This is a genomic window from Caballeronia sp. LZ035 (genome assembly GCF_031451175.1).
GTDB lineage: Bacteria > Pseudomonadota > Gammaproteobacteria > Burkholderiales > Burkholderiaceae > Caballeronia.
In genome coordinates, this window is record NZ_JARUXS010000003.1 from 1,499,774 (window position 1) to 1,523,593 (window position 23,820).

The following is a 23,820-nucleotide window of genomic DNA, read 5'->3' on the forward strand; positions in this document are numbered from 1 at the left end:
AACAACACCCAGCAACCGATGTGCCGCCGTGCGTGGATAGATCAGGAAGCGTCGCTCACCACGCTCCGGCAAACGCCAGCACCGCGCGATTGAACGCACCCGGACTCGCGACATTCATCCCATGCGACGCCCGCGCGATCGTCTGGCGCTCGGCGAACCCGATCCACTCCGTCAGCTTCTCGACGTTGTTGCGGAACATGCGCGGGCTTTTCTCGCCGTCGATCAGCAGCGTGCGGCACTTGATATCGCGCGCCAGGTCCCGCGTGTAGGCGGGCAGCGGATCGCGGAATTGCTTCGGCAGGGTCAGCGCGTTGTCGAGCGCCATGCGGCGGAAGCTCGGCGTGCTCTTCTTCCAGAAGCCCGGCATGCTCACCGAATCAACGAACATCTCCAGGCCGCGGTCGAATTCGCCCTGTTCGATCAACTCGGCCACGCGCGCACGCAGCGCGTTCGTCGCGGGCGGCAGCGCGGCCGGTGCAGCCTGAGACTTCGTTTCCAGTTCCAGCGGACCGCCCGGATCGGCCAGTGTGAGCGTCTTCACGAGGCGCGGAAACTCGCGCGCCAGATGAAACGCAATCGCGCCGCCGCGCGAATGCCCGACGAGATGGACGGGTGCCAGTTCCAGCGTCTCGATGAACGCCGCCATCTCCGCCACGTGCGCTTCCCAGCCGAACTCGCCCTGCACGAAGGCATCGACGGCCGGCCAGTAATGCGACAGGCTCGGCACGATCACGCGGAACTGCTTCGCCAGCGGCAGGACTTGCGCCTCCCAGTAGCGGTAATCGCACAGCGATCCGTGGATGAGCACCATCGGCTCGCCTTCCCCACACTCGATATACGGCACGGAAATCCCGGACGCGGTCGTGGCAAACGACGGTTCAGGCAGGCCTTGCACGGCGGTGAGGACGGAAAGATCGGTACGGGCGTTCATGGATGGGCTCCTTGACTGCATGATGCGCCCCGCTCAGGTAAAAGAAAAATGCATAATCTTGATAGAATCGTTCAGATTTTCTGATACCACGCCTGCCCCGACCATGAAAGCACTCGACCTGGATGTCCTCGCGATGATCGTCGCCGTGGCGGATACCGGCAACATCAGCCGCGCGGCGGAACTCGTGCATCGCTCGCAATCGGCGGTGAGCATGCAGATCAAGACGCTGGAAACCGCGCTCGGCAAGCCGCTGTTCGTGCGCAAGCCGCGCAGCGTCGTGCCCACGCAGGACGGCGAGGTGCTGCTCACCTACGCACGCCGCATGATCGCGCTGCGCGACGAGGCATGGGCGGCGGTCGTGCGGCCGGACGTGACGGGGCGCGTGGTGATCGGCGTGCCGGACGATTACGCGTCGTCGCTGTTCCCGCCCATTCTGAAGAAATTTTCCGCCACCTATCCAAAGGTCGAGATCCAGGTGGTCGGCCTGCCGAGCGTCGCGCTCGCGCCGATGGTGAAGGACGGTTCGGTGGATCTCGTCTGCGCGACGCGGGTCAAGGGGCTGTCCGGCGACTTCGTGCGTCACGAGCCGATGGTGTGGGCCGCCGCGCCCGGCGCCACGGATATCTGGAAAGAGCGGCCGCTGCCCATCGCCGTGTTCCTGCCGGGCAGCGTCGCGCGGGAGAACGCGATCCGCAGCCTGGAGCACGCGCGCATCGCCTATCGCACGTCCTATGAGAGTCCGAGTCTGCTGGGTCTGCTGACGATGGCCGAAGCCGGCCTCGCCGTCACGCCGCTGGCGAAATGCGCGGTACCTGCGCACTTCACGCTGCTCGGGCCGCCGCAAGGTTTGCCGGATATCGGCACGCTGGAAGTGGTGCTGGCGAGAAGCGCGGCATCGAGACGCCCGCCGTGCGACTTTCTCGCCGAACGCATCATGGCCGACTTGCGGCGCTGATCCGTGCTTCTATCGCTTGCATGCGCTTCGCGCTCCAGCTGCGCAGCGCACCGTCCGATACGACCATCGGCAGCGACGCCGCGATGATGCGGTAGACCTCGTTGCGGCGCACCTTCGAGATTCGCGCGGGATCGAGCCACGCGTCGTTCTCCGCGAGCAGCACCAGCGTGTCGAGTCCGATCATGATCGGCCACAGGCAGGCCAGCCGCAAACGCACGGCGCCCGCCGGAATGGCCAGCGTGTAATCGACGGCGTCCTGATACAACGAAAGCGATGTGCGCAACAGTTCGAACAGCACAGGCCGCGCGCGCATCGACGCCTGCGGGTCCAGCAAATCACGCGGCGCGAGGCCATGACGCGCGAGCATCGCTTCAGGCAGATAGCAGCGCCCGATGCGCAAGTCGCGCGCGCAATCGCGCAGCACGTTGGTCATCTGCAAGGCCTTGCCGAAGCGCACGCCGAGCGTCAGCATGGTGTCGAGCGGCGCCTTGAGCATGCCCGGCTGGTGCGCCGCCGTCATGCGCGTCCAGAATTCACCCACGCACCCCGCCACCAGATATGTATAGCGATCCAGTTCGTCGAAAGCATGCAACGCGGCGATCTGCCCGGACGTCTCGTCGGGAAACGTGCGCAGGTCGAATTCCATGCCGGTGCTGAGCGTCGTCACGATGTCGCGCACCGCCGCGCCGTCCCGCGCATCCAGTTGCGGCAGGATCGCGAGCGCCGCGCCGAGCGCTTCGAGCAACGCGCGCTCGTCCGGCTGCGCCTGCTGCTGCGCCACTTCGCCGGCAATCCGCGCGAGCGCGCCGTCATCGGCGGCGCCGTTCACCTGCGCGCGCAATGACAGCAAGAGTTCGAGGCGGCGTTGCGGCGGGATCAGCGAGGTATCGGCGATGGTGTCCGCCGCGCGCGCCAGCAGATACGCGAGCCCGATGGGATCGCGCATGCCGGCGGGCAGGATGCGCAGCGTCAGGTAGAACGAGCGCGACACACGCTTGAGTAGCGGACCCAGCAGGACGGTCCGTGATGAACGGTTCATGACGTGATGGACGGAAAAGCGGACGAAGAAACCCGCCGCATTGTATCCGTCCACGGCGGATCGCGAGCCGGCGCACCCGTCGGCTCACGTCGACACGGACTCCGCCTCGCTTCTTTCCTCGCCGATCAGTTCCGGCATCAACGCCCACACTTCCGCGCGCAGGTACTGCTCGAAGTCCTTGCGCACTTCGGGATGCTGCAACGCGAACTGGATGGTCGCCTTGAGATAGCCGAGCTTGCTGCCGCAGTCGAAACGCGTGCCGAAATAGCGATACGCGAGCACCTGTTCCTCGCCGAGCAGCGCGCCGATGGCGTCGGTCAGCTGAATCTCGCCGCCGGCATTCGGCCGTGTCGCGCGCAGATGCCTGAAGATGCTCGGCATCAGCACATAGCGTCCGACCACGCCGAGATTCGAAGGCGCGAGCGCGGGCTGTGGCTTCTCGACGATGCCCGACATCTTGATGACATCCTCCTCCCATTCGCGCCCTTCGATCACGCCATACGAAGCGCTGTCTTCGCGCGCAATGCGCTCCACGCCGATCACCGAGCTGTGATAGTGATCGAAGACTTCGACCAACTGCTTCATCACGGGCTGCGGCGCATGCAACAGGTCGTCGGCGAGCATCACGGCGAAGGGCTGCTCGCCGATGAGCCGTTCCGCGCACAGCACCGCATGACCGAGACCGAGCGCGGACGGCTGGCGCACGTAGAAGCAATCGACGTTCGCGGGCTTGATGCTGCGCACGGCGTCGAGCAGGGCTTCCTTGTTACGCGCCTCGAGTTCGGCTTCGAGTTCATAGGACTTGTCGAAATGATCCTCGATGGCGCGCTTGCCGCGGCCCGTGACGAAAATCATCTCCGTGATTCCTGCGGCGACGGCCTCTTCCACCGCGTATTGAATCAGCGGCTTGTCGACCACCGGCAGCATTTCCTTGGGACTGGCCTTGGTCGCCGGCAAGAAACGCGTGCCGAGACCCGCGACAGGAAATACGGCCTTGGTCACCTTGAGCATGAGTCTTTCCTCCAGATCGAAACTCGTGATTGAGACGGCCCCGAACCCGGCGGCTCGTTGCTTGGCGCCCGGGCGTCGCTTACTCCGCCTCGTCCATCTGAGGCGCCGGGACACGATTCGAGCCGCGCTTGCGCAACGGGCTCAGGGGGTCGTTGCGCAGTGCGTCCCGATAGGCCGAGGCGGCCACCAGCACGAGCAGCACCGCCACGCCGGCAATCGCATGCATATCCATGATCCGCATCCATTCGACGTTAGACAGGCTTCGACCGTAACAGAAAAAAATCGATAAAAAATGGACGCCAGTGTCGCGAATTATTTCGTTATTCGTGCCATTTCTGCTGGCCTAAGATCGACGCATTCTTTCTCGCGCGATCCTTCACTCCATGAGCGACTCTTCCCTCTTCGCGCCCGCCGCCGCGCGTCATGAAGGCCTCCTGTCCGACCGCCAGGATGTCGCCATCGACGCGTGGCGTGGCGCTGCGGCACTGCTCGTCGCGTACTTTCATTGCCGGCAGGTTACGTGGGTCGGCATGCAGCAGTTCCATCGCACCCTGCATGGCTTCGATGCGAATGCGCTCATCAGCTACCTGACCTTGCCGATTGCCTGGGGCTCGGCGGGCGTGCCGGTGTTCTTCGTCATCAGCGGCTATTGCATCCATCGCGCGATGGCCCGCAAACTGATTGCCGACCCGCTCGCCTCGTTCGATAGCCGCAACTTCCTGCTGCGTCGCTTCGTCCGCATCTATCCGGTGCTGATCGCCGCGCTGCTGCTGACGCTCGCGCTCGATGCGTTGAGCAGCACCTTCCTGCCCGTCAGCCACAAGATCAATCCCTTCGACCTGCGCGCGTTCATCGTCAATCTGTTTTCGTTGCAGGGCATCGCGGGGAAAACCTTCGGGTCGAACGGCGCGCTGTGGACGCTGTCAGTGGAAGTGCAGTTCTATCTCGTGTATCCGCTGCTGATCGCGCTGCGGCGGCGCATCGGCATGCGCGGCGTGATGGCGTGTGTCGGCGTGGTGAATGTCGTGTCTGCGCTGGTGTTCGAGCCGCGCGGCATCGTCGTGTTCACGTCTTATTGGTTCGCGTGGGTGCTCGGCGCGTGGATCGCGGAAGCGAAAGCGCGGGGGATCGAAGCGCGGCCGCGCATGGGACTGCTGGCCGGCGTGCTCGCGCTGGCCGGATGCGGCGCATTCAGCCTCGCGCAATATGCGGCGTTCCAGTTGTGGGCATTCGCTTTCGCCCTCTACCTGCACGGCGCGCTCGACACGCCGATGCGCGCCTCGCCCGTCGTGCGCTTCCTGTCCTGGCTCGGCACGTTCAGCTTCTCGCTGTATGTCGTGCATCTGCCCATTTTCGTGCTGCTGGGATCGGTGCTGTTCAGATCCGCGTTGCAGGCCGATATCTGGGCTTCGTTCGGCTTCACTGCGGTTGCCGTGTGCGTGGCCCTGGTCTTCCATGCCGCCGTCGAGAAGCCCGCGATGACGTGGTCGGCAGCGCTGCGGCGCACGGGCCGCAAGCGCTGACTCGAGGGCTGACTCGAGGGCTGACTCGAGGCCTGACTCGAGGCCTGACTCAAGCGCGTTTGCGCGAACGCTCCGCCACGTCGACGAGAATCTTTTCCACGCTCTCGACATAGCGCTCCGTGCCGAAGCGTCGCGTCGCATTCTCATAGCCCTGTTCGACGAGACGCTCGCGCAAGGGCTGGTTCTTTCTCAGGCGGTCGAGAATGCGCGCCAGTTCGGCGGCGTCGCCGGGTGAACAGAGGATGCCGTTTTCGCCGTCCTCGACGATATCCATCACGCCGCCCGCGCGCGTCGCCACGACGGGACGCTTCGACAGCATCCCTTCGATAATCACACGCCCGAACGGCTCCGCCATGATCGAGGTATGCGTGACCACGTCCACCGCTTTCATGCAGGCGGCAATGTCGTCCTGAAAGCCCAGGAAATGCACGCGGTCCTGCAAGCCATGCTCATCGACATAGGCGCGCAGTTCGGCTTCGTAAGCGTCTTCGCCAAACAAAGCCGCGCCGACCAGCACCGCATGCATGTCCGGCGACTCGCGCAGCGCTTCCAGCAGCACATGCTGACCCTTCCAGCGCGCGAGCCGGCTGAAGCAGCCGACCAGGAAGGCTTCGCGCGGCAAACCGAAGCGCGCACGCAATTCGTGTTGCGCGACGGCTTCGATATCCGTGAACGGCTCGGCCGAGATGCCGTTGAACACGACATCGAGCCGTTCCTCGCGCAGCCGCGTCAGCGCCGTGACGGCAGCGGCCGAAGCCGTCGAATTGGCGATCACGTGTTCCAGCATCAGCTTGGTGCACCATTTGATGACCGCTAGTTGCGTACGGCCGAAATGTTCCTCGCTGACGATATCGCGCAGATGCCAGACCACCGGCCTTCGCGAGATCAGCCCCGCAATCGCGCCGATGACCATCGCGCGCTGCGTGTTCACGTAGATCACGTCAGCGTTGCGCGAGCGTTCCAGCGTGCCGCGCAACAGCTTCAGCATGCCGCCCAGCATGTTCATGCCGGGCCGCGCCTTGCCGTCCTTGCGCATGCCGTCGAGCGCCTTGCCGTCGAGCACATCCACTTTCACGCCGACCGCTTCCAGCGCGATGCGAAACGGACCATCGTCGAACAGGACGGTCTGCACGTCGCCGCGCATGTTCTTCACCACTTCGAGCATCGACAACTCCGCGCCGCCCAGCGACCCGCTCTGATCGACGGCCAACACCTTCAGGCCGGACGGCGGCTCGTCGATGACAGGCGGTTCGGGCTCTACGTCGACCGGCAACGGCGGCAACACGAACTGCGGCGCGATCCGCGAAATATGCGCATGCAGCGCCTCACGAAAGTGTTCGTTAGAGAAGCGCTCGGCGTTCGAGCGGCAATCGTTGGGGCTGAAGGTGAATGCGCCGCTGTCGAAGGCATCGACGGCGTCGATGATCGCCTGCGGCGTCTGGCTGGCGAAGAACATTCCCGTGGGCCGTTCGTGCGTGGCGTCGAGCACCGTTTCCAGCGCGCCGCCCTTGCCGTACGCGATGACCGGCGTGCCGCACGCCTGCGCTTCCACCACCGAAATCCCGAAGTCCTCTTCGGCAGCGAACACGAAGGCTTTCGCGCGGCGCATCCGGTCATGCAGCACCGCGAACGGCTGATAGCCCATGATTTCCACGTTGGCGGTCGCCTTGGCGCGGATCTTCGCCAGGTCGGGGCCTTCGCCGATCACGACCAGCTTGCGCTCCGGCATGCGCGCGAACGCTTCCACGATGAGATCGATTTTCTTGTACGGCACCATGCGCGAAGCGGTCAGATAGAAATCTTCCTTCTGCTCGCACACTTCGAACGAGGCCACATCCACCGGCGGAAAGATGACCTTGGACGTGCGCCGATACACCTTGTGAATCCGCCGCGCGATGAAGTCCGAATTGGCGATGAAGTGATTCACCGAGTTCGACGTGCGGATATCCCAGTTGCGCATGTAATGCAGGATCAGCCGCGCGAACAGGGACTTCGCGCCCGCGGTCAGATTGGATTGCTTGAGGTACTGGTGTTGCAGGTCCCACGCATAGCGGATCGGCGAATGCACGTAGCTCACGTGCACCTGATCCGGTCCGGTCAGCACGCCTTTCGCCACGGCGTGACTGCTCGAAATCACGAGGTCGTATCCGGACAGATCCAGCTGTTCGATTGCGAGCGGCATCAGCGGCAGATACGCGCGGTAACGCGTGCGGGCGAACGGCAGCTTCTGGATGAACGACGTGGTCGCCTGCTTGCCGCGCAGGAAAGTGCGGTCTTCGAGGAAGTCCACGACGCTGAAGATATCCGCATCCGGAAAGCACGCGATGATCTGTTCCAGCACGCGTTCCGCCCCGGCATACGTGACGAGCCAGTCATGCACGATTGCCACGCGCGGAATGCCGGGCTGAACGGCCACGCTGCGCGCGCGCGGCGCGGGCGCGGGCGCGAGACCGTCGTCGCGCAGGAGGTGACGTGTCTTTGCGCGTCCGATGAACGCGTCTTCGAATTCGGTGCTCATGCGTCACGCCTCGCTTTCAGAGGTGAAGGGGTCCGGCCGATAAACTTGCGCGCCAGGGCCAGCGTCAGCGCGCGCAGCGAAGACTGGGTCGCCACGGACCATGCCGCGTTGAAAAAGGCGAAGAGCGCCGCCGCCGCGACGGCCTGGAAGGGATGCGCCATGGCATCGATCGCCATGGCGGCGGCCAGCGCGGCGAGCAGAAATGCGAGATGCGCGAGCATGTCGAGCGCGATGGGCCGCGCGCGAATCCGCGACATCCAGAGGAGGACCGCATAGTCCGCGAGCGCGCGGATCGCGACCACGCCTGCCGCGCCAACCGGCCCGTATCGTTCGATGCCGAACCAGAGCAAGCCGACGAAGAACGGCAGTTGCGCGAGTCCCGCGCGCGCGGCCCTGGCGGGATCGACCTGCGACTGAATCAGGATGCGCGTCACGCCCGCCTGCCCGACGAGCCACACGGCGATCACGAGAATGCGGCCCACCGGCGCGCTTTCGACCGCGAGATCCGCGCCGATCCACAGATGCAGGAACGGTTCGAGCACCAGCATCGCGAACAGCGCGAGTGGCGTGAACACGCCGTTCAGGAACGTGAGCGAGGTCGCGGCCATGCTGTTCGCGTCGCTTCGATCGATGGCCGACAGACGCGGAAACAGCGTGCGCACCATCGCGTTCGGCAGCATGTTCAGGCGCGTGACAAGGTTCTGCGGCACCGTGTAATACGTGACGAAGCGCGCGCCGAGATGCGCGCCGAGCAGCACGCGGTCGAGCGAGTCGGTGAGCATCGTGGTGATCGACGACACGAGCATCCAGCCGCCGAAGCGGAACAGGCCGCCCGCGACCTGGCGCGTCGGCCATTCGATGCGGCGGATCTCGAGCAGCCTGAAGCTCGCGCGGGCGAGCAGCAGCGCAGCAAGCAGACGCGCCAACACCGCGGCCGCGATCACGGTTTGCAGGTTCGGCGCGATCCACCACGCCGCGCCCAGCGGCAGGAGCTGAAACAGGAAGGTGCCGAAGGTCTGGTTCGCGTTATAGACGCCAAAGCGCTCCATCGCGTTGATGGCGCCCGCGAAGACCCACGAGACGTTGGCAAGCGGTATGGCGAGCGCAAGCCACGGCAACGCGCGATAGACCTCCTGCTGCAAGGCCGGCGCCGAATGCGCGACATAGGCCGTGTAAGCGAAAGCGCCTGTGTAGATCGCCAGGCCGCCGAGTACGCCGGTCGCGAAGTTGAGCCATACGGCGCTCCAGAACACGCGCGTGCGCTGCGCGACATCGCCGGCCGCCTGCGCCTTCGCGATCTGATGTTGCGCGGCCATGCTCATGCCGAGATCGAGGATGCTGAAATAACCGATCAACGTCCACACGAGACTGATCACGCCATAACGCTCAACGCCCACGAGCCGGATATACGCCGGCACCGTCGCGAGCGACACGAAGGTCGGCAGGATCAACCCGATGAAATTGATTCCCACGTTCCGGACCATGCTTCTTTCCATTCGTCGTTCCTCGCGCGTTCAGCTTGCCGGGGTCCAGCGGTACATCGTGACCTTGCCGCGCGCGTCCTCTTCGACGAACACGAGGTACTCGCCGTTGCCGCGCCGGTGTGCACTGATGCCGTTGGGCACGTCCACCCAGCCGGACGCACGGCCTACTTCCGGCCCGGGACGGATCACGCCGACTTCCTTGCCCGAGTCCTTGTCGTACACATGCACCTCGCCGACCGGTTCCACCGCGAACACGTACTGCCCTTCCACGGTCACGCCGATCACGGTCGCAAGCGGCTTCGCCTGCGTGTCCCACGGCAGGTCGATCGCATAGCGCAGACGCGCGCCGTTCGACCAGTTGTCATAGCGCACCAGACGACGGCCCACTTCCTTCCAGTAACGGCGGTCGTAGGGCGCGTCGGCCGTGTAGCCGGTGATGTACATCGTGTCCGTGGCCGCGTCGTACACCGCGCGGCGCAGTTCCGTAAAGGGCGCGGGCACCGGATAGGTCTGCATGCGCGCGTAGTCGTAGATGGGATTGCCGTGCGCGTCGAGGCCGCCGAAGCGGATGCGGTGAATGCCCTTCACGTCGCTGGTGCGCCAGATGTCGCCCTTCGTATCGACCCACCAGCCCCATCCGCCGGTGATGCGCGCGACACCCGGATTGCGCTGGAACTCGCCGGCTTCGAAACGGCCATCGCCGTCGAGATCGCGCCAGATCCATTCGCCGCCTTCCGGCCGGTTCGGTACGTTCTGCACCGGACGCGGCCGCCCCGCGATGAAGCCCGAAGGAATCGCCAGTTCGCCGTCGTGCTTCGCGTCGAAGCGATAGATCTTCAGGTGATCCGCGTACATGTCCGTCAGGTACAGGAAGGTGCGGCCTTCGAGCCGGCGTGCGATCGGCAAGCCCGGCCATTGATCGACGTGAAACACGGGATCGTCGGGATATCTGAAGCGGTCCGACAGAAAGCCCGCGTAGCGCCATTCCTGTCCCGGCGGCTTCGACAGATCCAGCTCGAAGCGCTTGTTGCCCGTGTACACGCTGTCGGGCCGGGCGGGATCGATCCACGCGCCATCGACGAACAGCAGGCCCTGCATCTGCCAGCGCAAGGCACCGGACGGGGAATAACTTTCGAGCGTTGCGCCAAGACCTGCGCCGATGCTGCCGTCGCGCGCACCGATGCCGTTGCCCGACACATAGACGTTGCCCGATGCATCCACGCCGACGCCTGTCAGGCCATTGAAGCGCTGCGGTCCCGGCTTGCCGGGCACGCCCGAAAAGATGCCGCCGCGTTCACCCAGCGCGCCCGTTTCGCGATACGCGCCGCCCTGCTTCGAGAAGAACAGCACTTGCTGGCGCGGGCCGTTATCGGCGACGAGCAGACGGCCTTGACGGTCGAGCGCGATATCGACGGCAATCGTCTCTTCGGCGAGACGCGGTGCATCGTCGAGCAACGCGCCCGAAGCACTGAAATGCGCGATGCGCGGATGCGCGCCGAGACTCTCGACGATGCCCCACAGCGACCCGTCCTGCGCCAGCGCGATGCGCCCCGGCTGCGGTGCGCTCCATTGCGACTTCCGCTGCATGGCGCGCGCGTCGTAGCTTGCGATCCGATCCTGCGCGGTATTGGCCACATATAAAAGCGCATCGTTTGCCGCAAGCCCGCCGATGTCGCCGCGCGCGGCATCGTCCGTGGTGTCGTCGATCTTCAGGAAGCTGCGCGCGAGCGACGCGGCCGGATCCCTGGCGCTGACGAGCGCGCGATCCGCATCGGGGCCGGCATCGAACGGCATGGCGCGCTTCGGGTCGTCGATGTCGCGCCGCGACACGCCAATCCAGTGCCGTCCCGCAGGCGGCCACACGCCTGATCTGACGAGCCGTCCCTTTTCATTGCCGACGCCCACCGCGACGAACACGCTGCGCGCATTCACCGCCACCGCGTTGCCACCGGATGCGCCCCAGCCATGCGTGCCGCCCGCATAGCCGAGCATCTTGCCATCGCGATACACGCTCGCTTCGGCGCCGCTTTCGTCCCACGGCGCATTGGTGAACACGCGGCCATCGGGCGCAACGGCAATCGCGGTGATGTTGATCTGCGTCCAGGTGCCGTCGCCGAAACCGGAGGTATTGCCGATCCACGATGTCCTGGCGTCGAGCACGCGCGGCGCCGCCGCCCCGGCATGCGACCCGGTCAGTGCCGACGCGATGCAGAGGACCGTGCAGATCAGTTTCGACGACACAATGCGCGGCAATCTTCCCTCCCCTGAGCACGGCCTGGACGACCCGTTTCGACGACTGGAGGTTAGAGGCCAAATAAAGCTAAAAAAACGAAAATATTGTCCGCACGATCACACCCGCTCTTAGCCGTTCCGCGTATCGCCATGTTCAAAAAAAGATCCCGCGCAATTAAAAAAACACGCCTGCCGCAAATGAAAATCTCGCCGATATTTTTTCGATTTCTTTTCCCTAGAATCGGCTCATGACATCTTCAGGAGCGGAACTCATGGCCTCGCAACTCAAAGCGATCATCACCGGCGTGTCAGGACAGGACGGCGCGTATCTCGCCAAGCTCCTGCTCGACAAGGGATACGAAGTGGTCGGCACGTATCGCCGCACGAGTTCGGTGAATTTTTGGCGCATTGCCGAACTCGGTATCGACCGTCATCCGAAACTGAGCCTTGTCGAACACGACCTGACCGATCTCGGCTCCAACCTGCGCCTGCTCGAAACGGCCGAAGCCAGCGAGTTGTATAACCTCGCGGCGCAGAGTTTCGTCGGCGTGTCCTTCGACCAGCCTTCGACGACGGCGGGCGTTACCGGTCTCGGCGCACTCAATCTGCTGGAAGCGATCCGCGTGATCGATCCGAAGATCCGCTATTACCAGGCGTCCACGTCGGAGATGTTCGGCAAGGTGCAGGCCATTCCTCAATGCGAGGAAACGCCGTTCTATCCGCGCAGCCCTTATGGCGTCGCCAAGCTGTTCGCGCACTGGACCACCATCAACTATCGCGAGTCCTACGGCATCTTCGGTTGCAGCGGCATTCTGTTCAATCACGAATCGCCGTTGCGCGGCCGTGAGTTCGTGACCCGCAAGATCACCGATACCGTCGCGAAGATCCACCTCGGCAAGGAAGAACTGCTCGAACTCGGCAATCTCGATGCGAAGCGCGACTGGGGCTTCGCGGCCGAATATGTCGAAGGCATGTGGCGCATGTTGCAGGCGAGCGACCCCGATACCTATGTGCTCGCAACAAACCGCACGGAGACCGTGCGCGACTTCGTGCGCATGGCGTTCGGCGCGGCGGGCTATCAACTGGAATGGGCGGGCAAGGGCGAACGCGAGCGCGGCATCGATGTCGCGACGGGCCGCACGCTGGTGCGGGTGAATCCGAAGTTTTATCGTCCGGCTGAAGTGGATCTGCTGATCGGCAGCGCGGACAAGGCGCGCGACAAGCTCGGCTGGCAGCCGAAGACCACGCTGGAGGAACTGTGCAGGATGATGACCGAGGCGGACCTGAAGCGCAACGAAACCCAGACCGGCTTCTGACGCGCCATGGCAAGACGCGCACTCATCACCGGCCTCAACGGTTTCACCGGCCGGCACATGGCCGCCGTTCTGACGCAGTCGGGCTATGACGTCTGGGGCACGGTCACGTCGTCGCCGGAGGAAGACGTGCCGAACGCCATCGGCATATCCGTCGATCTGCTCGACATGGACGCGCTCAAGTCCTTCGTCGCCGATGCCCGTCCGGACGTGGTCGTGCATCTGGCCGCCGCCGCGCATGTCACGGCCAATGCGCCGGGCAAGACCTATATGGTGAATATCGTCGGCACGCGCAATCTGCTCGCTGCGCTCAGCACGCTCGACAAGAAACCGCGCGCGGTCTTGCTGGCGAGCACCGCGAACGTGTATGGCAATGCGGCGGTCGAGACCATCGACGAAGAAGTGTCGATCCAGCCCGCCAACGATTACGCCGTCAGCAAGCTGGCGATGGAACACGCGGCCCGGCTCTGGCTCGACCGCCTGCCGCTGGTGTTCGTCAGGCCATTCAACTACACGGGCGTCGGGCAGAGCGAGGACTATGTGCTGCCGAAGATCGTCGGGCATCATGCGCGGCGGGAGGCGCGCATCTCGCTCGGCAATCTCCACGTGAGCCGCGATTTCTCGGATGTGCGGGATGTCGTCGCGACTTACGCGAAGCTGCTCGAAGCCGCGCCCGCCGGCCAGACCTTCAACGTCTGCTCCGGCCACAGCCATTCGCTCGGCGAGATGTTGCAGATGCTCGCACGCATTGCGGGCTATGAGATCGACGTGTTCGTCGATCCGCGTTTCATGCGGCGCAATGAGATTGCGCGGCTGGTCGGCTCGAATCGCAGGCTGCGGCAGGTGATCGGACACGTACCGCATACGCCCATTCAAGACACGCTCGAATGGATGTACGACTCGATGAGCGCACAGGTCGCGGCTTAGCGTGCTTCAGGCTTCACGCTTCAGGTCGGCCTTTTTGCAAGGCCGGCCTGAAAACATCAGTGCACCGGTCCTTCCTCAATCGCTTCCTCATAAACCGCCGCCACGCGCTTCGCGATCACCGAGCGGTCGAAGTGCTCCCACGCATAGCGCCGGCAAGCCGCTTCGTCAGGCAGGTCGAGCGTGCCGTCGAAGGCTGCGATCAGGCCGTCCGCAATCGCATCGACGCCTGTGGACCCCAGCACCAGATCTTCCGACAGTCCTCGCACCGCCTCCGGCAAGCCGCCCACGGGCGTCACCAGCACCGGCGTTCCCGAAGCCAGTGACTCCACCGTGATCAGCCCGAAGCCTTCGAGCGCAACCGTCGGCACGATACTGAGGTCCGCCGCGCGATACAGCGAGGCCAGATGCTCGTCGGGCACGAAGCCGAGCAGGCGGACGTTATTGTCGAGACCGGCGGCATCGATGCGGGCCTGCAACTCTTCCGCGAGCCGCCCCTTGCCCGCGATCAGCAGCAGCACGTCGGGCACCTTTTGCTTGACGCGCGTGATGGCTTCGATCAGCGTTTCGAGCCCCATGCGCCGCACCAGCCGCCGCACGGCGAGCACGATCGGCCGCCCCGCCGGCAACTGCAATTTCCGGCGCGCTTCCGAGCGGCTCAGTTTCTGGTCGAACTGCGCGACATCGACACAACCTGGCACCACCCGGATCCGTTCTTCCGGCACGCCATACCGTGCGTTCAGGATCTGCCCGAACGCTTCCGACAGCACGATCAACCGCGACGAACGCGCATACACGCGCCGCTCCAGCATGAGCTTGGCGCGCTGACCGAGCGTATCCGCGCCCTCGACATGACTCTCGTCGGCCCACGGCCCCTGGAAGTGCGAGACCTGCGCGATGCCGCGCGTCACGTCGAGGCCAGGAAACGTGTACAGCGCGAAGTGTGACGAAACGACGTCGGGCCGCTCCATATCGAGACTGGCGCGCAAGGCGCTGCGCGCGTTCATGAGGCGGCGCGGCAGCGACTGCGCCGCCGGGCCGAAGCCGCGGATGGCGCCGCCCGAATCGACCGCCACGCGCGGCGAGCCGGCCACGACGCCGCGCACTTCGACGCCCGCCGCCGGCAGCGCGCCGACCAGCGTGTAATACATGCGGTCGAGGCCGCCCGCGCGCTCCGGAAACCAGTGCATGCCGATTTGCAGAGACTTGATGGATGGGGTGCTCATGGCTGTTTCCTGTTCGTGTTGAATTCAGACGCGCGATTGCGCTGACGCCGCGCTCAACGACGTCACGGTGTCGTTGCGCTCATGCCGCGCAAAGCTGCGATAGAGATCGAGGTAACGCCGCGCCATGCGCGCCCAGTTGAAGTCCGCCGCGAGGACGCGCGCGGCCACGCCCATGCGCACGCAGCGTTCGCGCGAGCCCGCCAGTTCGCCGATGGCGCCCGCCAGCGCGACGGCGTCGTCGGGATCGGTGAGCACGATGCCGCAGTCCTCGCCGATGATCTCCGCGCCGCCCGCCGTGCGCGCCGTGATGACTGGCAGGCCGGCCGCGAGCGCTTCCAGCAGCGAAAGACTCATGGCTTCATAGCGCGACGGGAACACGAAGGCGTCGACGGAATGCATCAGCGTCGGCATGTTCTTGACGAGCCCGAGAAAATGCACACGATCCGCAATACCAAGCGCGCGCGCCTGCTCCGGATAGGGACTGCCCGCCAGATACCCCGCGACGACAAGCTGCACATGCGACGGCAGCGACACCAGCGCGTGCAGCACCGTTTGCAGGTTCTTGCGCGGCGTGCGCAGGTCGCCGACGAACAGCAGCAGGAACGCGTCGTCCTTCAGGTTGAACGCCGCGCGTTCGGCGGGGGCCGCCGCGAACGCCTGCGTGTCCACGCCGTTGTAGACCACCTGCACGCGCTGGCTTTCGATGCCGCCCGCGCGGATCTCCTCCGCCACCTTCTCCGATACCGCCGCGATCACCCGCGAACGCCGGTACGCCCAGCCTTCGAGCCACGCATTCAGGCGGCTGTAGATCACCTGATACGCCGACCACGCGCCGCCGCGCAGCCGGAACGGGTAATACGGGCTGCGGGTCCAGCCGCCATGCACGAAATGCGCGGTGTTGACCTCCGCGCGCGCCCAGGTAATGAAGCCGTTCACGTGCAGCACGTCGTAGGCATCGCGGTGCGCGCGCAGCCACAGTGCGCTCTTGATCGCGAAGACCTGTTGCTTGACGAGGCGCGTCGGCCAGAAGCGCCCGGCGATCACCGGCACCCAGCGCAGCCGAGCATGATCGAGCAACTCGGGCGCGACGTGCGATGCCACGAGAATCACCTCGTGCCCCTCGGCCAGCGCCGCGCGCGCGATTTCATAGTTGACGCGGCCCTGGCCGTCGTTATGCCGCACCACGTGAGTGACGATCGCGATTCTCATTGGCTAGCCTTTGATGTTGAAAGAAGAGAGCTTCGCGGCGGCGCACGAGCTTCGCATGATGGCGCGCGGCGATGATCGCAAACAGGCTCGTGAACAACAGCGATCCGCCCGTGCTGACGAAGGTGTTGGCGAACAGCAGAATGCCGATCATCGAAAAGGCCAGGCTCAGCGCGGCCTGCGCGAACTTGTCGTCGCGCAGCGAGAACGACGCGCGCCACGCCCGCACCAGCAACAGCACCACGCCCGCCATGTAGAGCAGACCGCCCGGCCAGCCCAGCACGAAGGGCACGTTCATGACGCCGCTGTCAAAGCTGCCGTATTTGCCGAGATCGCCGTTCGCACTCGCCAGCTTGGTCGAGGTGCCGGTTGCGCCGAAGCCCTCGCCCGTGACATCGGTGAAGGCGGTCACCATGAAGTTCGTGTAGAACTCGTTGCGCGCGGCATAGCTGCTGTCGTTGCTCAGGTTGGTCATGGTCTGGAGGCGTGTGCCGAGCTTGTCCGCCACCGGCCCGATGGTCAGCAGCGGCACCGACAGCCCGACCAGCACCACCGCGCCGAGCACGATGCGCAGCCGCACGCGGTTGCTCGCCTTGAGGAGCTGGAGCAGCATCGCGATGATCCAGCCGCCCCACGCCGAGCGCACCATCGACAGGGCGAACGAGACGAAGCCGAGCGCGCCCGCCAGCCAGCGCGCGCGCTGCGTGCCGGCCATCACGAAGGTCAGCCCCGCCATCACGACGAGCGCGAACGGGCCGGACGAGTTCATTGTGCTGAAGACGCGCACGCCGAGCGGCACCGGTTCGCCCTGCGAGGCCATTTGCGAGCCGATCATCCACATCGCGTCCCATGCCGGCATGACGAAGAACTGCACGATGCCGTAGGCGCCCATCAGCAGCAGGCCGTAGACGAAGGTATCCAGCAGCACCTTGCGGTACTTTGGATACTCGTGCGCGTTCACCATGATGTGGAAGCCGATCAGCACCGGATACAGCCAGTTCGCGAGGTCGTAGGTGGCCGCCATCGGGCCGCTGGACGCCACGCCGATCAGGTACGCATACGCGATGCCGAGCAGCATCAGCAGCATCGGCAGGCCGCGCCGCTGCGCCAGCACCTTGTATTGGCGCAGCAAGGTGAGGCCGCAGATCATCGTGACGACGAGCGGCGCGATCTGGATCAGGCTCGTCGGCGTGAACGCGCCGCGGCTCCAGTCCGCGAGACGCCGCACTTCCGGGCTGAGGAACCAGACCCACCACATGAAGCCGACATAGCGCGCCGGGCTGCGGAAGTACAGGTAGAGCGCCGCGAACGTCGCCAGCAGCGGAAAGGCCAGCGTCAGCACCGTGCCTTGGCGCGCCAGCACCAGCAGCGCGGTCAGCCCCCAGACGACAGCCTGCGCGGTCCATTCGGGCGGTCCCTTGCGCGCAGATTTGGCACGGCCGGCCAGGTCGCGTGGCACACGAGGCAGCGGCGCGGCGTTCATCTCGTCAGCTCGCGCGGCGCGAACACCGTCTGCCCGTTCGGCGCGGCATCGCTCGCGCCCTGCGCATGTTCCAGCGCCGCGCGCGTCAGCCGCACATGCTGGAGCGCAAACTCGCGGGTCGTGTAGTCGCGGGTCTTGAAGTGGCGCATCGCGGCCTGTGCCCGCGCCAGCGCGAGCGCCGGGTTGCCGCGCAGTTCGTCGAGCGCGCGGCGCAGCGCCGGCGCATCGTGCGCGGGCACGTAAGACACATGTCCAGTGCCGAAATAATCGCGCAGCCCGCCCACATCCGTGACGATCACCGGCTTGCCGAGCGCGACGGCTTCGAGCAGCACCGTCAGCCCCGAAGCATGCGTGTTCGCGCGCAAGGGCACGACGATCACGTCGGCCCAGTCGTACAGTTCGCGCGCCGCGTTCAGCCCGATGGCCGGCGCAATGCACACGTTGTCCGCGTGCAGCGAGGCCGGCACGCGACGGCGCGTCGCGATGCGCACGTCATAGCGCGCGTCGTCGCGCAGCGCCGTGGCGAGCGTACGCCAGTCGCGGTCGCGGTCATTGCCGATCGCCCCGACCCGCAGCGGCGCGTGCGGCGTCCATCCACGCGGCTCGGCGAGCGCGAAGTCCTGCAGGTTCAGGCCGTAGAAGACCTGCGCCGCCTCGCGGCCGAAATACTCGCGCACCAAAGCGGCATTCACGCTGGAATGCGTCGTGAGGATATCGGCACGGGCAATCAGCCTGCGATAAGCCCAGCGACGCACCGCGCCATAGCCCGGCCATCTGTCGAGCAGCCAGATCGATTGCGCGAGCAGCAACGGCCTGCCCTTCGCGCGGCCCTTGAGCAGCAGCAACAGCGCCGCGGACAGATACTCCTGTTCCGTGTGCGTCCAGATGGCGTCGCAGCCGAGTAGCGCCTCGCGATTGCGCCACGTATGAATCAAATCGAAACCGAGCGCGGCCTTCAACGCGCGGCGCAGGAAGCGCATGGGTTTGCGCTCGTCGGCGTCGCGCGAGTAGGTCAGCGTGAATTCCGCCGACTCAGCATGGTGATAGCCATACAGGCAGCCGATGTTGTCGCCCTGCCGATAGCGCGCCGGATCGGCGCCATGAAAGAGATGCACATGCACGTTCGTCATAGTGTCCTCGCAGCAGGAAGCGTCGGCGCAGCAGCCGTGCGCGCACGGCGGGCCTCGCGGCGCGCCTCCCCGGCGCCGCGGCGCACCGCGCGCCAGCGCCGCCATGCATGTCCCGCGCCGCCGCGCAGCGCGAGCAGCGCCTGCGCGATGCCCGGATAGACCTTCGTGCCGACCAGCGCATACCACCACCACGCCAGCTCGCGATGACCCGCATCGAGCTGCTCGCTCAGGATCAGGTGGAAGTTGTACGCGGCGTCGCTCAGTGCGCCGAGGGTCTGCGCGTCGCGCCGGTCGTCATCGAAACGCTCGGCGGGAAAGTGATCCACCGCGACCCGCGGGTCGTAGCGCACCGTCCAGCCCGCGCGCCGCACGCTCATGCTGAACGCCATGTCGTTGTGAACCTGCGCGCCCGCGCCGCGCAATCGCGTATCGAAACGCAGCGCGCACACCGCCGCGCGCCGGTAGCTCATGTTCGCGCCTTTCAGCATGCGTACCTCCCGCGCCGGTCCGACGCCGAGATGATGGTTGCCCACGATCCGGCCCGTGCGGCGCACCGCGCCCACTTCGTGGCGCGCGCCATCCAGCACGCGGCCCTTCTCGTGGACCCAGTCGCGCCCGCCAAGCGCACCGAGGCGCTCGTCCTCATCGAATGCGCGGGCAATGCGCGCGACCCAGTCGGGATGCGGCGCGGCGTCGTCGTCGGTGATCGCGACGATCTCGCCTTGCGCCGCCTCCAGCCCGCGATTGAGCGCCGCCACCTGACCACCCGCGCCGGTCTCGATCACCCGCAACGCGAAGCCTTGCGCGCCCTTCAGTTCGATCGCCAGACGCCGCGCCGTTGCTTCATCTTCGGGACGCGCGATCACCAGCACTTCCTCCGGCATGCGCGTCTGCGCCCGCAGCGCCGCCAGGCAGCGCTTCAGGTCCGCCGGCCGGCGATAAGTCGGCACCACCACCGAGACGCTCAAGCTCATGGTCTGTTCTCCCTCAGTGGCCCGCATACTCTTCCACCGCTGCGTAATGGGCGCGCCCGTAACCGCGCGCGCGTTGTGGCGTGCCGTTCAGGATCGCGCCCTGCACGGCGATGCCCGCCGTGCGCAGACGCCGCGTCGCCTCGCTGATCTCGCCTTCGTTGTGTGCGCCCGAACGCAGCACGAGGAAGTTCGTGCCCGCCAGCTTGCCGACGATCAGCGCGTCCGTAACCGCGAGCACCGGCGGCGTATCGATCAGGATCGCGTCGTACTTGCGGCCGAGCGCGTCGAGATAAGGCTGAAGCCGCGGCGACATCAGCAGTTCCGACGGATTGCCAGGACGCTTGCCCGCCGCGATGAAATCGAGCGAGGGAATCCGGGTCGCGCGGATCGCTTCCTCCACGCCAATCGATCCGGCCAGCAGTTCCGCAAGCCCCGGCTCGCGCCCGCTGCTCAATGCGCGTTCGAGCTTGCCGCGCCGCATGTCGCCGTCGATCAGCAGCACGCGCTTGCCGGTGGCCGCGAGCAGCACGGCCAGGTTGGTCGCGAGAAAGCTCTTGCCGACGCCCGAGGCCGGCCCCGTCAGCATCACCACGCGATTGCGCGCTTCCATCAGCGAGAACTGGATCGAGGTGCGCAGGCTGCGCATGATCTCCACGCAGACGTCGTTGGGACGCAGCATCGCAAGAATCGGCGCTTCGGGGTCGTCGTGGCGGCGACGCTTCACATCGGTGTCGAAGCGGGTTTGCTCGGCGCTGTGCGGCACGAGCGCGAAGATCGGCAGCGAGGAGACGCGTTCGAGGCGCTCCGGATCGTCGATGCCCTTGAAGATCGCGCGGCGTGCGAACACGAAGCCCGTGCCGAGGATCAGCCCGAGAATCACCGCCGCCGACATGATGAGCACTTTCTTCGGCTTCACCGGATCGCCGGGACGCAACGCGGCATCGACGATATGCACGTTGCCGCCCGTCCCGGCCCGCTGCACCGACAACTCCTGCACGCGATTCAGCAGCAGCACATAGATGTCTTCCGCCACCTTCGCGTCACGCTGCAACGCCACCGCCTTCACTTCCGATTGCGGCAGATCGCGGAAGCGCGACGCATAGCGCTCGCGTTGCGTTTCGAGTTGGGCGAGTTGCTGGCGCGCCGTCGTGAGCGCGGGATGCAGATTGCCGTAACGCTGCTCGAGCGTCGTGATCTGCAGGCGCAGCGCGGAAATCTGCGCCTCGTAGCCGATGCTGCCTTCGAGATAGACCTTGGCTTCATCGCTTGCATTGATGACGCCCGCCTGCCGCTGATACTCGGTCAGCGCCGCTTCCGCATTGTGCAGGTCCGCCTTGAGCCGCGGCTCCTCGGTGCGCAGGAAATCGAGCATCTTGCCTGCATCGGCCTGCTTGGTCTCGATGTGCTGACGCAGATACGACTGCGCGAGCGCATTCGCGATCTCGGCTGCCTTGTCCGGACTCTGGTTTTCGAGCGAGATCTGGATCACGCCGGTCTGCTTGCCCTGCTCCGTCACCGTGATGCCCGACTGGAAGCTTGCAATGGCCGACAGATCGTTCGCGCGCATCACCTTGAAGCGCGTGCCGGGCCGCGCCACGAGTTGCTTCACGAGCAGCGTGACACCCTGACCGCTCGCCTCGGTGCCGGCCTGTCCCTGAAGCAGCGCGTGTCCCTGCGGATCCGCCAGCGCATAGCGCCCGTCGCCGAGCGCCGTGAGCATCAGTTCCTTGCCTTCCCACTGCGGTTCGACGTCGATCGAATCCAGCTGGATGATCTCGCCGCCCCACGCATACGACGCCATGCCGAACCACGGCTTCGCGGGCACGCCGGGCGTCGCGAAGCGCGCCGCGAGGCTGCCGAGCAGCGGCAGCGTCACGGGCGCGACGGAGAAGTTGAGCTTGCATTGCGCCACGACCGGCGCCACCACGCCGCGGCTCTTGATGATCTCGATCTCCGCGTCGGTGGGCAACGCGCTCGAACCGGAGTTGATGGCCTGGCCGGTTTGCGTCTGCGTGAGCGCCTGCGACGTGTTGTCGTTGGTTTCCACGCGCACGTGGGCATCGGCGGAATACACCGGCCTTGCCAGGTAACAGTACACGGACGCGCACAGCACCACGAAGGCGAAGACGCCGATCAGCCAGCCGATGTCATCGATCACGGCCTGGATCAGATTGCCGAGCACGACGTCTTCCTCGGCAGGCTTCTGCATGAAGGGATGCACTTGCATGTTCACGATACGACTCCCTTTTTCGATGCCCGCTAGCGCGTCAGCTGCTTCAGATAGAAGAGCGTCTGCAAGGTCGGCAACACCTGGTTGATCAGGCGGTTGAACTGCACCGCGCCCGCCGTGCCCACATAGACCACGTCCTGCGGACGCAGCTGGAATTGCGTCGAGAGCAGCAGCGAGTCCGGCTGCGACATGTCGAGCCGGTAGATGTCGGGCCGCGCCGGATTGCCGCGCGCGCCGCGCACCACATAGATCTGGCGCACGTTGGCGTCGGTGTCGAGCACGCCGCCCGCCAGCGTCAGCGCATCGGCGACCGACGCGCGGCCGCGCACCATGTTCACCGGCATCGGCGTCTTGACTTCGCCCATCACGAAGATGCGGCTGTCGTAGCGGTCCGGAATGTTGATGATGTCGCCCGATTGCAGCATCACGTTCTGCGAGATGTCGCCGCGGTCCAGCACGCTGTTGGCGTCGAGCACGTACAGCTTGCCGCCGCGCGTCAGGCGCACGCGCTGGAGATCCGCCTCGGACGTGGTGCCGCCCGAGCGCGTGATGGCGTCCACGAGTGTCAGCGGCACGTCGCTCACGGCGAGCGGACCAGGCTGCTTCACTTCGCCCGTCATCGCGATCTTCTGGCTGCGATACGCCAGCACGCGCACGTCGAGTTGCGGGTTCTTGATGTACGGCGCCAGCGCGGCCGCCAGTTGGTCGCGAATCTCCCCGGTCGTCTTGCCCGCCACACGCACGCTGCCAATGAACGGAAAGAAGATCGTGCCGTTCGGCGACACAGTCTGACCGTACGGGTCCGCCTGTCCCGGCAGCGCCTGCGTGTAGGGCTGCCGAAGCGCGCCCGCGACCGTCTGCGTGGTATTGCCGCCGGTGGAGAGCGTGCTGCCTTGCGGTGTCGTCAGTTCCGGGTGATCCCACAGCGTCACGCCGAGAATGTCCTGCGGTTCAATGCGATAGACGTACTGCGCTTCATCGGCGAAACGCGCGGGCGGCAGCGGCTGCGCGGCATCCGGCGCGGCCTGCTCCTGCGCGATGACCTCCGCCGTGATGAGATGCACCGGATAGGTCGCGGTGGGCGTCGGGTCCTTGTCTTCGAGCCGCGAGGTATTGAGAAAATTGCCTGGCGCCGTGCTGCACGCCGACAACAGCGCCGACATGAAAGACGTCAGCAAAAGAACACGGGGTATCAGCATATTTTGTCGAGCCATCCAAGCACCAGCCGTTCGATCAATCCAAAGCTCTCGCGATAGACCGCGTCATGCGCGCCGTAAGGGTCGGCGACTTCCGCGTCTTCCCATTTGCCAAGCAGGTGCACCTTGCCGCGCGTGGTCGGCGCGAGCTGCGCGACCGCATGCAACTGGCTGCGCTCCGGCACGAGGATCAGGTCCGCGCCGCGCGCCATGCCGCGGTCGAAACGCCGCGCGCGATGCTGCGAGGAATCGAAGCCCTGTTCCGCCAGCAGCTGCTGCATCGCCGGGTCGATGTCCTCGCCTTCGTGGGCGTAGAGCCCGGCCGAACGAAACTCCATCGGCCGGGCTCTACGCCGCGCCAGATGCGCGCGGAACAGCACCTCCGCAGTCGGGCTGCGGCAGATGTTCGCGTGACACACGATCAGGACGCTTCCGAACATCGGCT

At 65.6% G+C, this 23,820-nt stretch carries 19 protein-coding genes; 4 read left to right on the forward strand and 15 right to left on the reverse strand.

Features of this window, described 5'->3' with window-relative positions:
- Positions 1-55 precede the first annotated feature (55 nt).
- Positions 56-931, reverse strand: coding sequence for an alpha/beta hydrolase (locus QCE88_RS29470; RefSeq protein WP_309908495.1), 876 nt, complete (start codon positions 929-931; stop codon positions 56-58).
- A gap of 103 nt (positions 932-1,034) precedes the next feature.
- Here QCE88_RS29470 and QCE88_RS29475 point away from each other — a divergent pair, with 103 nt between their 5' ends.
- Positions 1,035-1,886: a LysR family transcriptional regulator gene (locus QCE88_RS29475; RefSeq protein WP_309837022.1), complete on the forward strand. Its 852-nt coding sequence runs from the start codon at positions 1,035-1,037 to the stop codon at positions 1,884-1,886.
- Here QCE88_RS29475 and QCE88_RS29480 read toward each other — a convergent pair.
- The 3 genes from QCE88_RS29480 to QCE88_RS29490 all read right to left on the reverse strand — a co-directional run bounded on the left by QCE88_RS29480 (position 1,864) and on the right by QCE88_RS29490 (position 4,168).
- Complete coding sequence (locus QCE88_RS29480; RefSeq protein ID WP_309908497.1) at positions 1,864-2,925, reverse strand: phytoene/squalene synthase family protein; 1,062 nt, start codon at positions 2,923-2,925, stop codon at positions 1,864-1,866. The genes QCE88_RS29475 and QCE88_RS29480 overlap by 23 nt on opposite strands.
- 84 nt (positions 2,926-3,009) lie before the next feature.
- A complete protein-coding gene (galU, locus tag QCE88_RS29485) occupies positions 3,010-3,936 on the reverse strand; it encodes a UTP--glucose-1-phosphate uridylyltransferase GalU (protein ID WP_309908498.1) in 927 nt (308 codons plus the stop codon).
- Positions 3,937-4,015: 79 nt separating this feature from the next.
- The gene (locus tag QCE88_RS29490; protein WP_309908499.1) at positions 4,016-4,168 is read right to left on the reverse strand and encodes a hypothetical protein; all 153 of its coding nucleotides are present in this window, start codon (positions 4,166-4,168) and stop codon (positions 4,016-4,018) included.
- 151 nt (positions 4,169-4,319) lie between these two features.
- Here QCE88_RS29490 and QCE88_RS29495 point away from each other — a divergent pair, with 151 nt between their 5' ends.
- Entirely contained in the window at positions 4,320-5,459 is a 1,140-nt protein-coding gene (locus tag QCE88_RS29495) for an acyltransferase (protein ID WP_309908500.1), read from the forward strand.
- 49 nt (positions 5,460-5,508) lie between these two features.
- Here the strand turns inward: QCE88_RS29495 and QCE88_RS29500 are convergent, their stop codons facing one another.
- Genes QCE88_RS29500 through QCE88_RS29510 form a run of 3 tightly spaced genes read right to left on the reverse strand, consistent with a single transcriptional unit; the run spans position 5,509 to position 11,714 of the window.
- A complete protein-coding gene (locus tag QCE88_RS29500; protein WP_309908502.1) occupies positions 5,509-7,977 on the reverse strand; it encodes a glycosyltransferase family 4 protein in 2,469 nt (822 codons plus the stop codon).
- Positions 7,974-9,473, reverse strand: coding sequence for a flippase (locus QCE88_RS29505; RefSeq protein ID WP_309908504.1), 1,500 nt, complete (start codon positions 9,471-9,473; stop codon positions 7,974-7,976). Before QCE88_RS29505 ends, QCE88_RS29500 begins: the two co-directional genes overlap by 4 nt.
- An 18-nt stretch (positions 9,474-9,491) precedes the next feature.
- On the reverse strand, positions 9,492-11,714 hold the full coding sequence (locus QCE88_RS29510) for a hypothetical protein (protein ID WP_409018240.1): 2,223 nt from the start codon (positions 11,712-11,714) through the stop codon (positions 9,492-9,494).
- 251 nt (positions 11,715-11,965) lie between these two features.
- On the opposite strand from QCE88_RS29510, the gene gmd reads away from it, so the two are divergent.
- Both gmd and QCE88_RS29520 read left to right on the forward strand, forming a co-directional pair.
- A complete protein-coding gene (gene gmd / locus QCE88_RS29515; RefSeq protein ID WP_309908505.1) occupies positions 11,966-13,009 on the forward strand; it encodes a GDP-mannose 4,6-dehydratase in 1,044 nt (347 codons plus the stop codon).
- A gap of 6 nt (positions 13,010-13,015) precedes the next feature.
- Entirely contained in the window at positions 13,016-13,933 is a 918-nt protein-coding gene (locus tag QCE88_RS29520; protein ID WP_309908507.1) for a GDP-mannose 4,6-dehydratase, read from the forward strand.
- A 56-nt stretch (positions 13,934-13,989) separates the two neighbouring features.
- Here the strand turns inward: QCE88_RS29520 and QCE88_RS29525 are convergent, their stop codons facing one another.
- From QCE88_RS29525 to QCE88_RS29560, 8 genes are read right to left on the reverse strand one after another with little or no spacing between them, the layout of a single operon-like run.
- Entirely contained in the window at positions 13,990-15,156 is a 1,167-nt protein-coding gene (locus QCE88_RS29525; protein WP_309908509.1) for a glycosyltransferase family 4 protein, read from the reverse strand.
- Between the two features lie 24 nt (positions 15,157-15,180).
- On the reverse strand, positions 15,181-16,365 hold the full coding sequence (locus QCE88_RS29530; RefSeq protein ID WP_309908510.1) for a glycosyltransferase family 4 protein: 1,185 nt from the start codon (positions 16,363-16,365) through the stop codon (positions 15,181-15,183).
- Positions 16,328-17,845, reverse strand: a complete 1,518-nt coding sequence (locus tag QCE88_RS29535) for a glucose-6-phosphate isomerase (RefSeq protein ID WP_309908512.1) — start codon at positions 17,843-17,845, stop codon at positions 16,328-16,330. The genes QCE88_RS29530 and QCE88_RS29535 overlap by 38 nt, the downstream gene beginning before the upstream one ends.
- On the reverse strand, positions 17,842-18,975 hold the full coding sequence (locus tag QCE88_RS29540) for a glycosyltransferase (protein WP_309908514.1): 1,134 nt from the start codon (positions 18,973-18,975) through the stop codon (positions 17,842-17,844). Before QCE88_RS29540 ends, QCE88_RS29535 begins: the two co-directional genes overlap by 4 nt.
- Positions 18,972-19,943: a glycosyltransferase family 2 protein gene (locus QCE88_RS29545; protein WP_309908806.1), complete on the reverse strand. Its 972-nt coding sequence runs from the start codon at positions 19,941-19,943 to the stop codon at positions 18,972-18,974. Before QCE88_RS29545 ends, QCE88_RS29540 begins: the two co-directional genes overlap by 4 nt.
- A 19-nt stretch (positions 19,944-19,962) precedes the next feature.
- The gene (locus QCE88_RS29550) at positions 19,963-22,176 is read right to left on the reverse strand and encodes a polysaccharide biosynthesis tyrosine autokinase (protein ID WP_309908807.1); all 2,214 of its coding nucleotides are present in this window, start codon (positions 22,174-22,176) and stop codon (positions 19,963-19,965) included.
- 32 nt (positions 22,177-22,208) lie between these two features.
- Entirely contained in the window at positions 22,209-23,378 is a 1,170-nt protein-coding gene (locus QCE88_RS29555) for a polysaccharide biosynthesis/export family protein (RefSeq protein WP_309908515.1), read from the reverse strand.
- Complete coding sequence (locus QCE88_RS29560; RefSeq protein ID WP_309908517.1) at positions 23,372-23,815, reverse strand: low molecular weight protein-tyrosine-phosphatase; 444 nt, start codon at positions 23,813-23,815, stop codon at positions 23,372-23,374. Before QCE88_RS29560 ends, QCE88_RS29555 begins: the two co-directional genes overlap by 7 nt.
- Between the last annotated feature and the right edge of the window lie 5 nt (positions 23,816-23,820).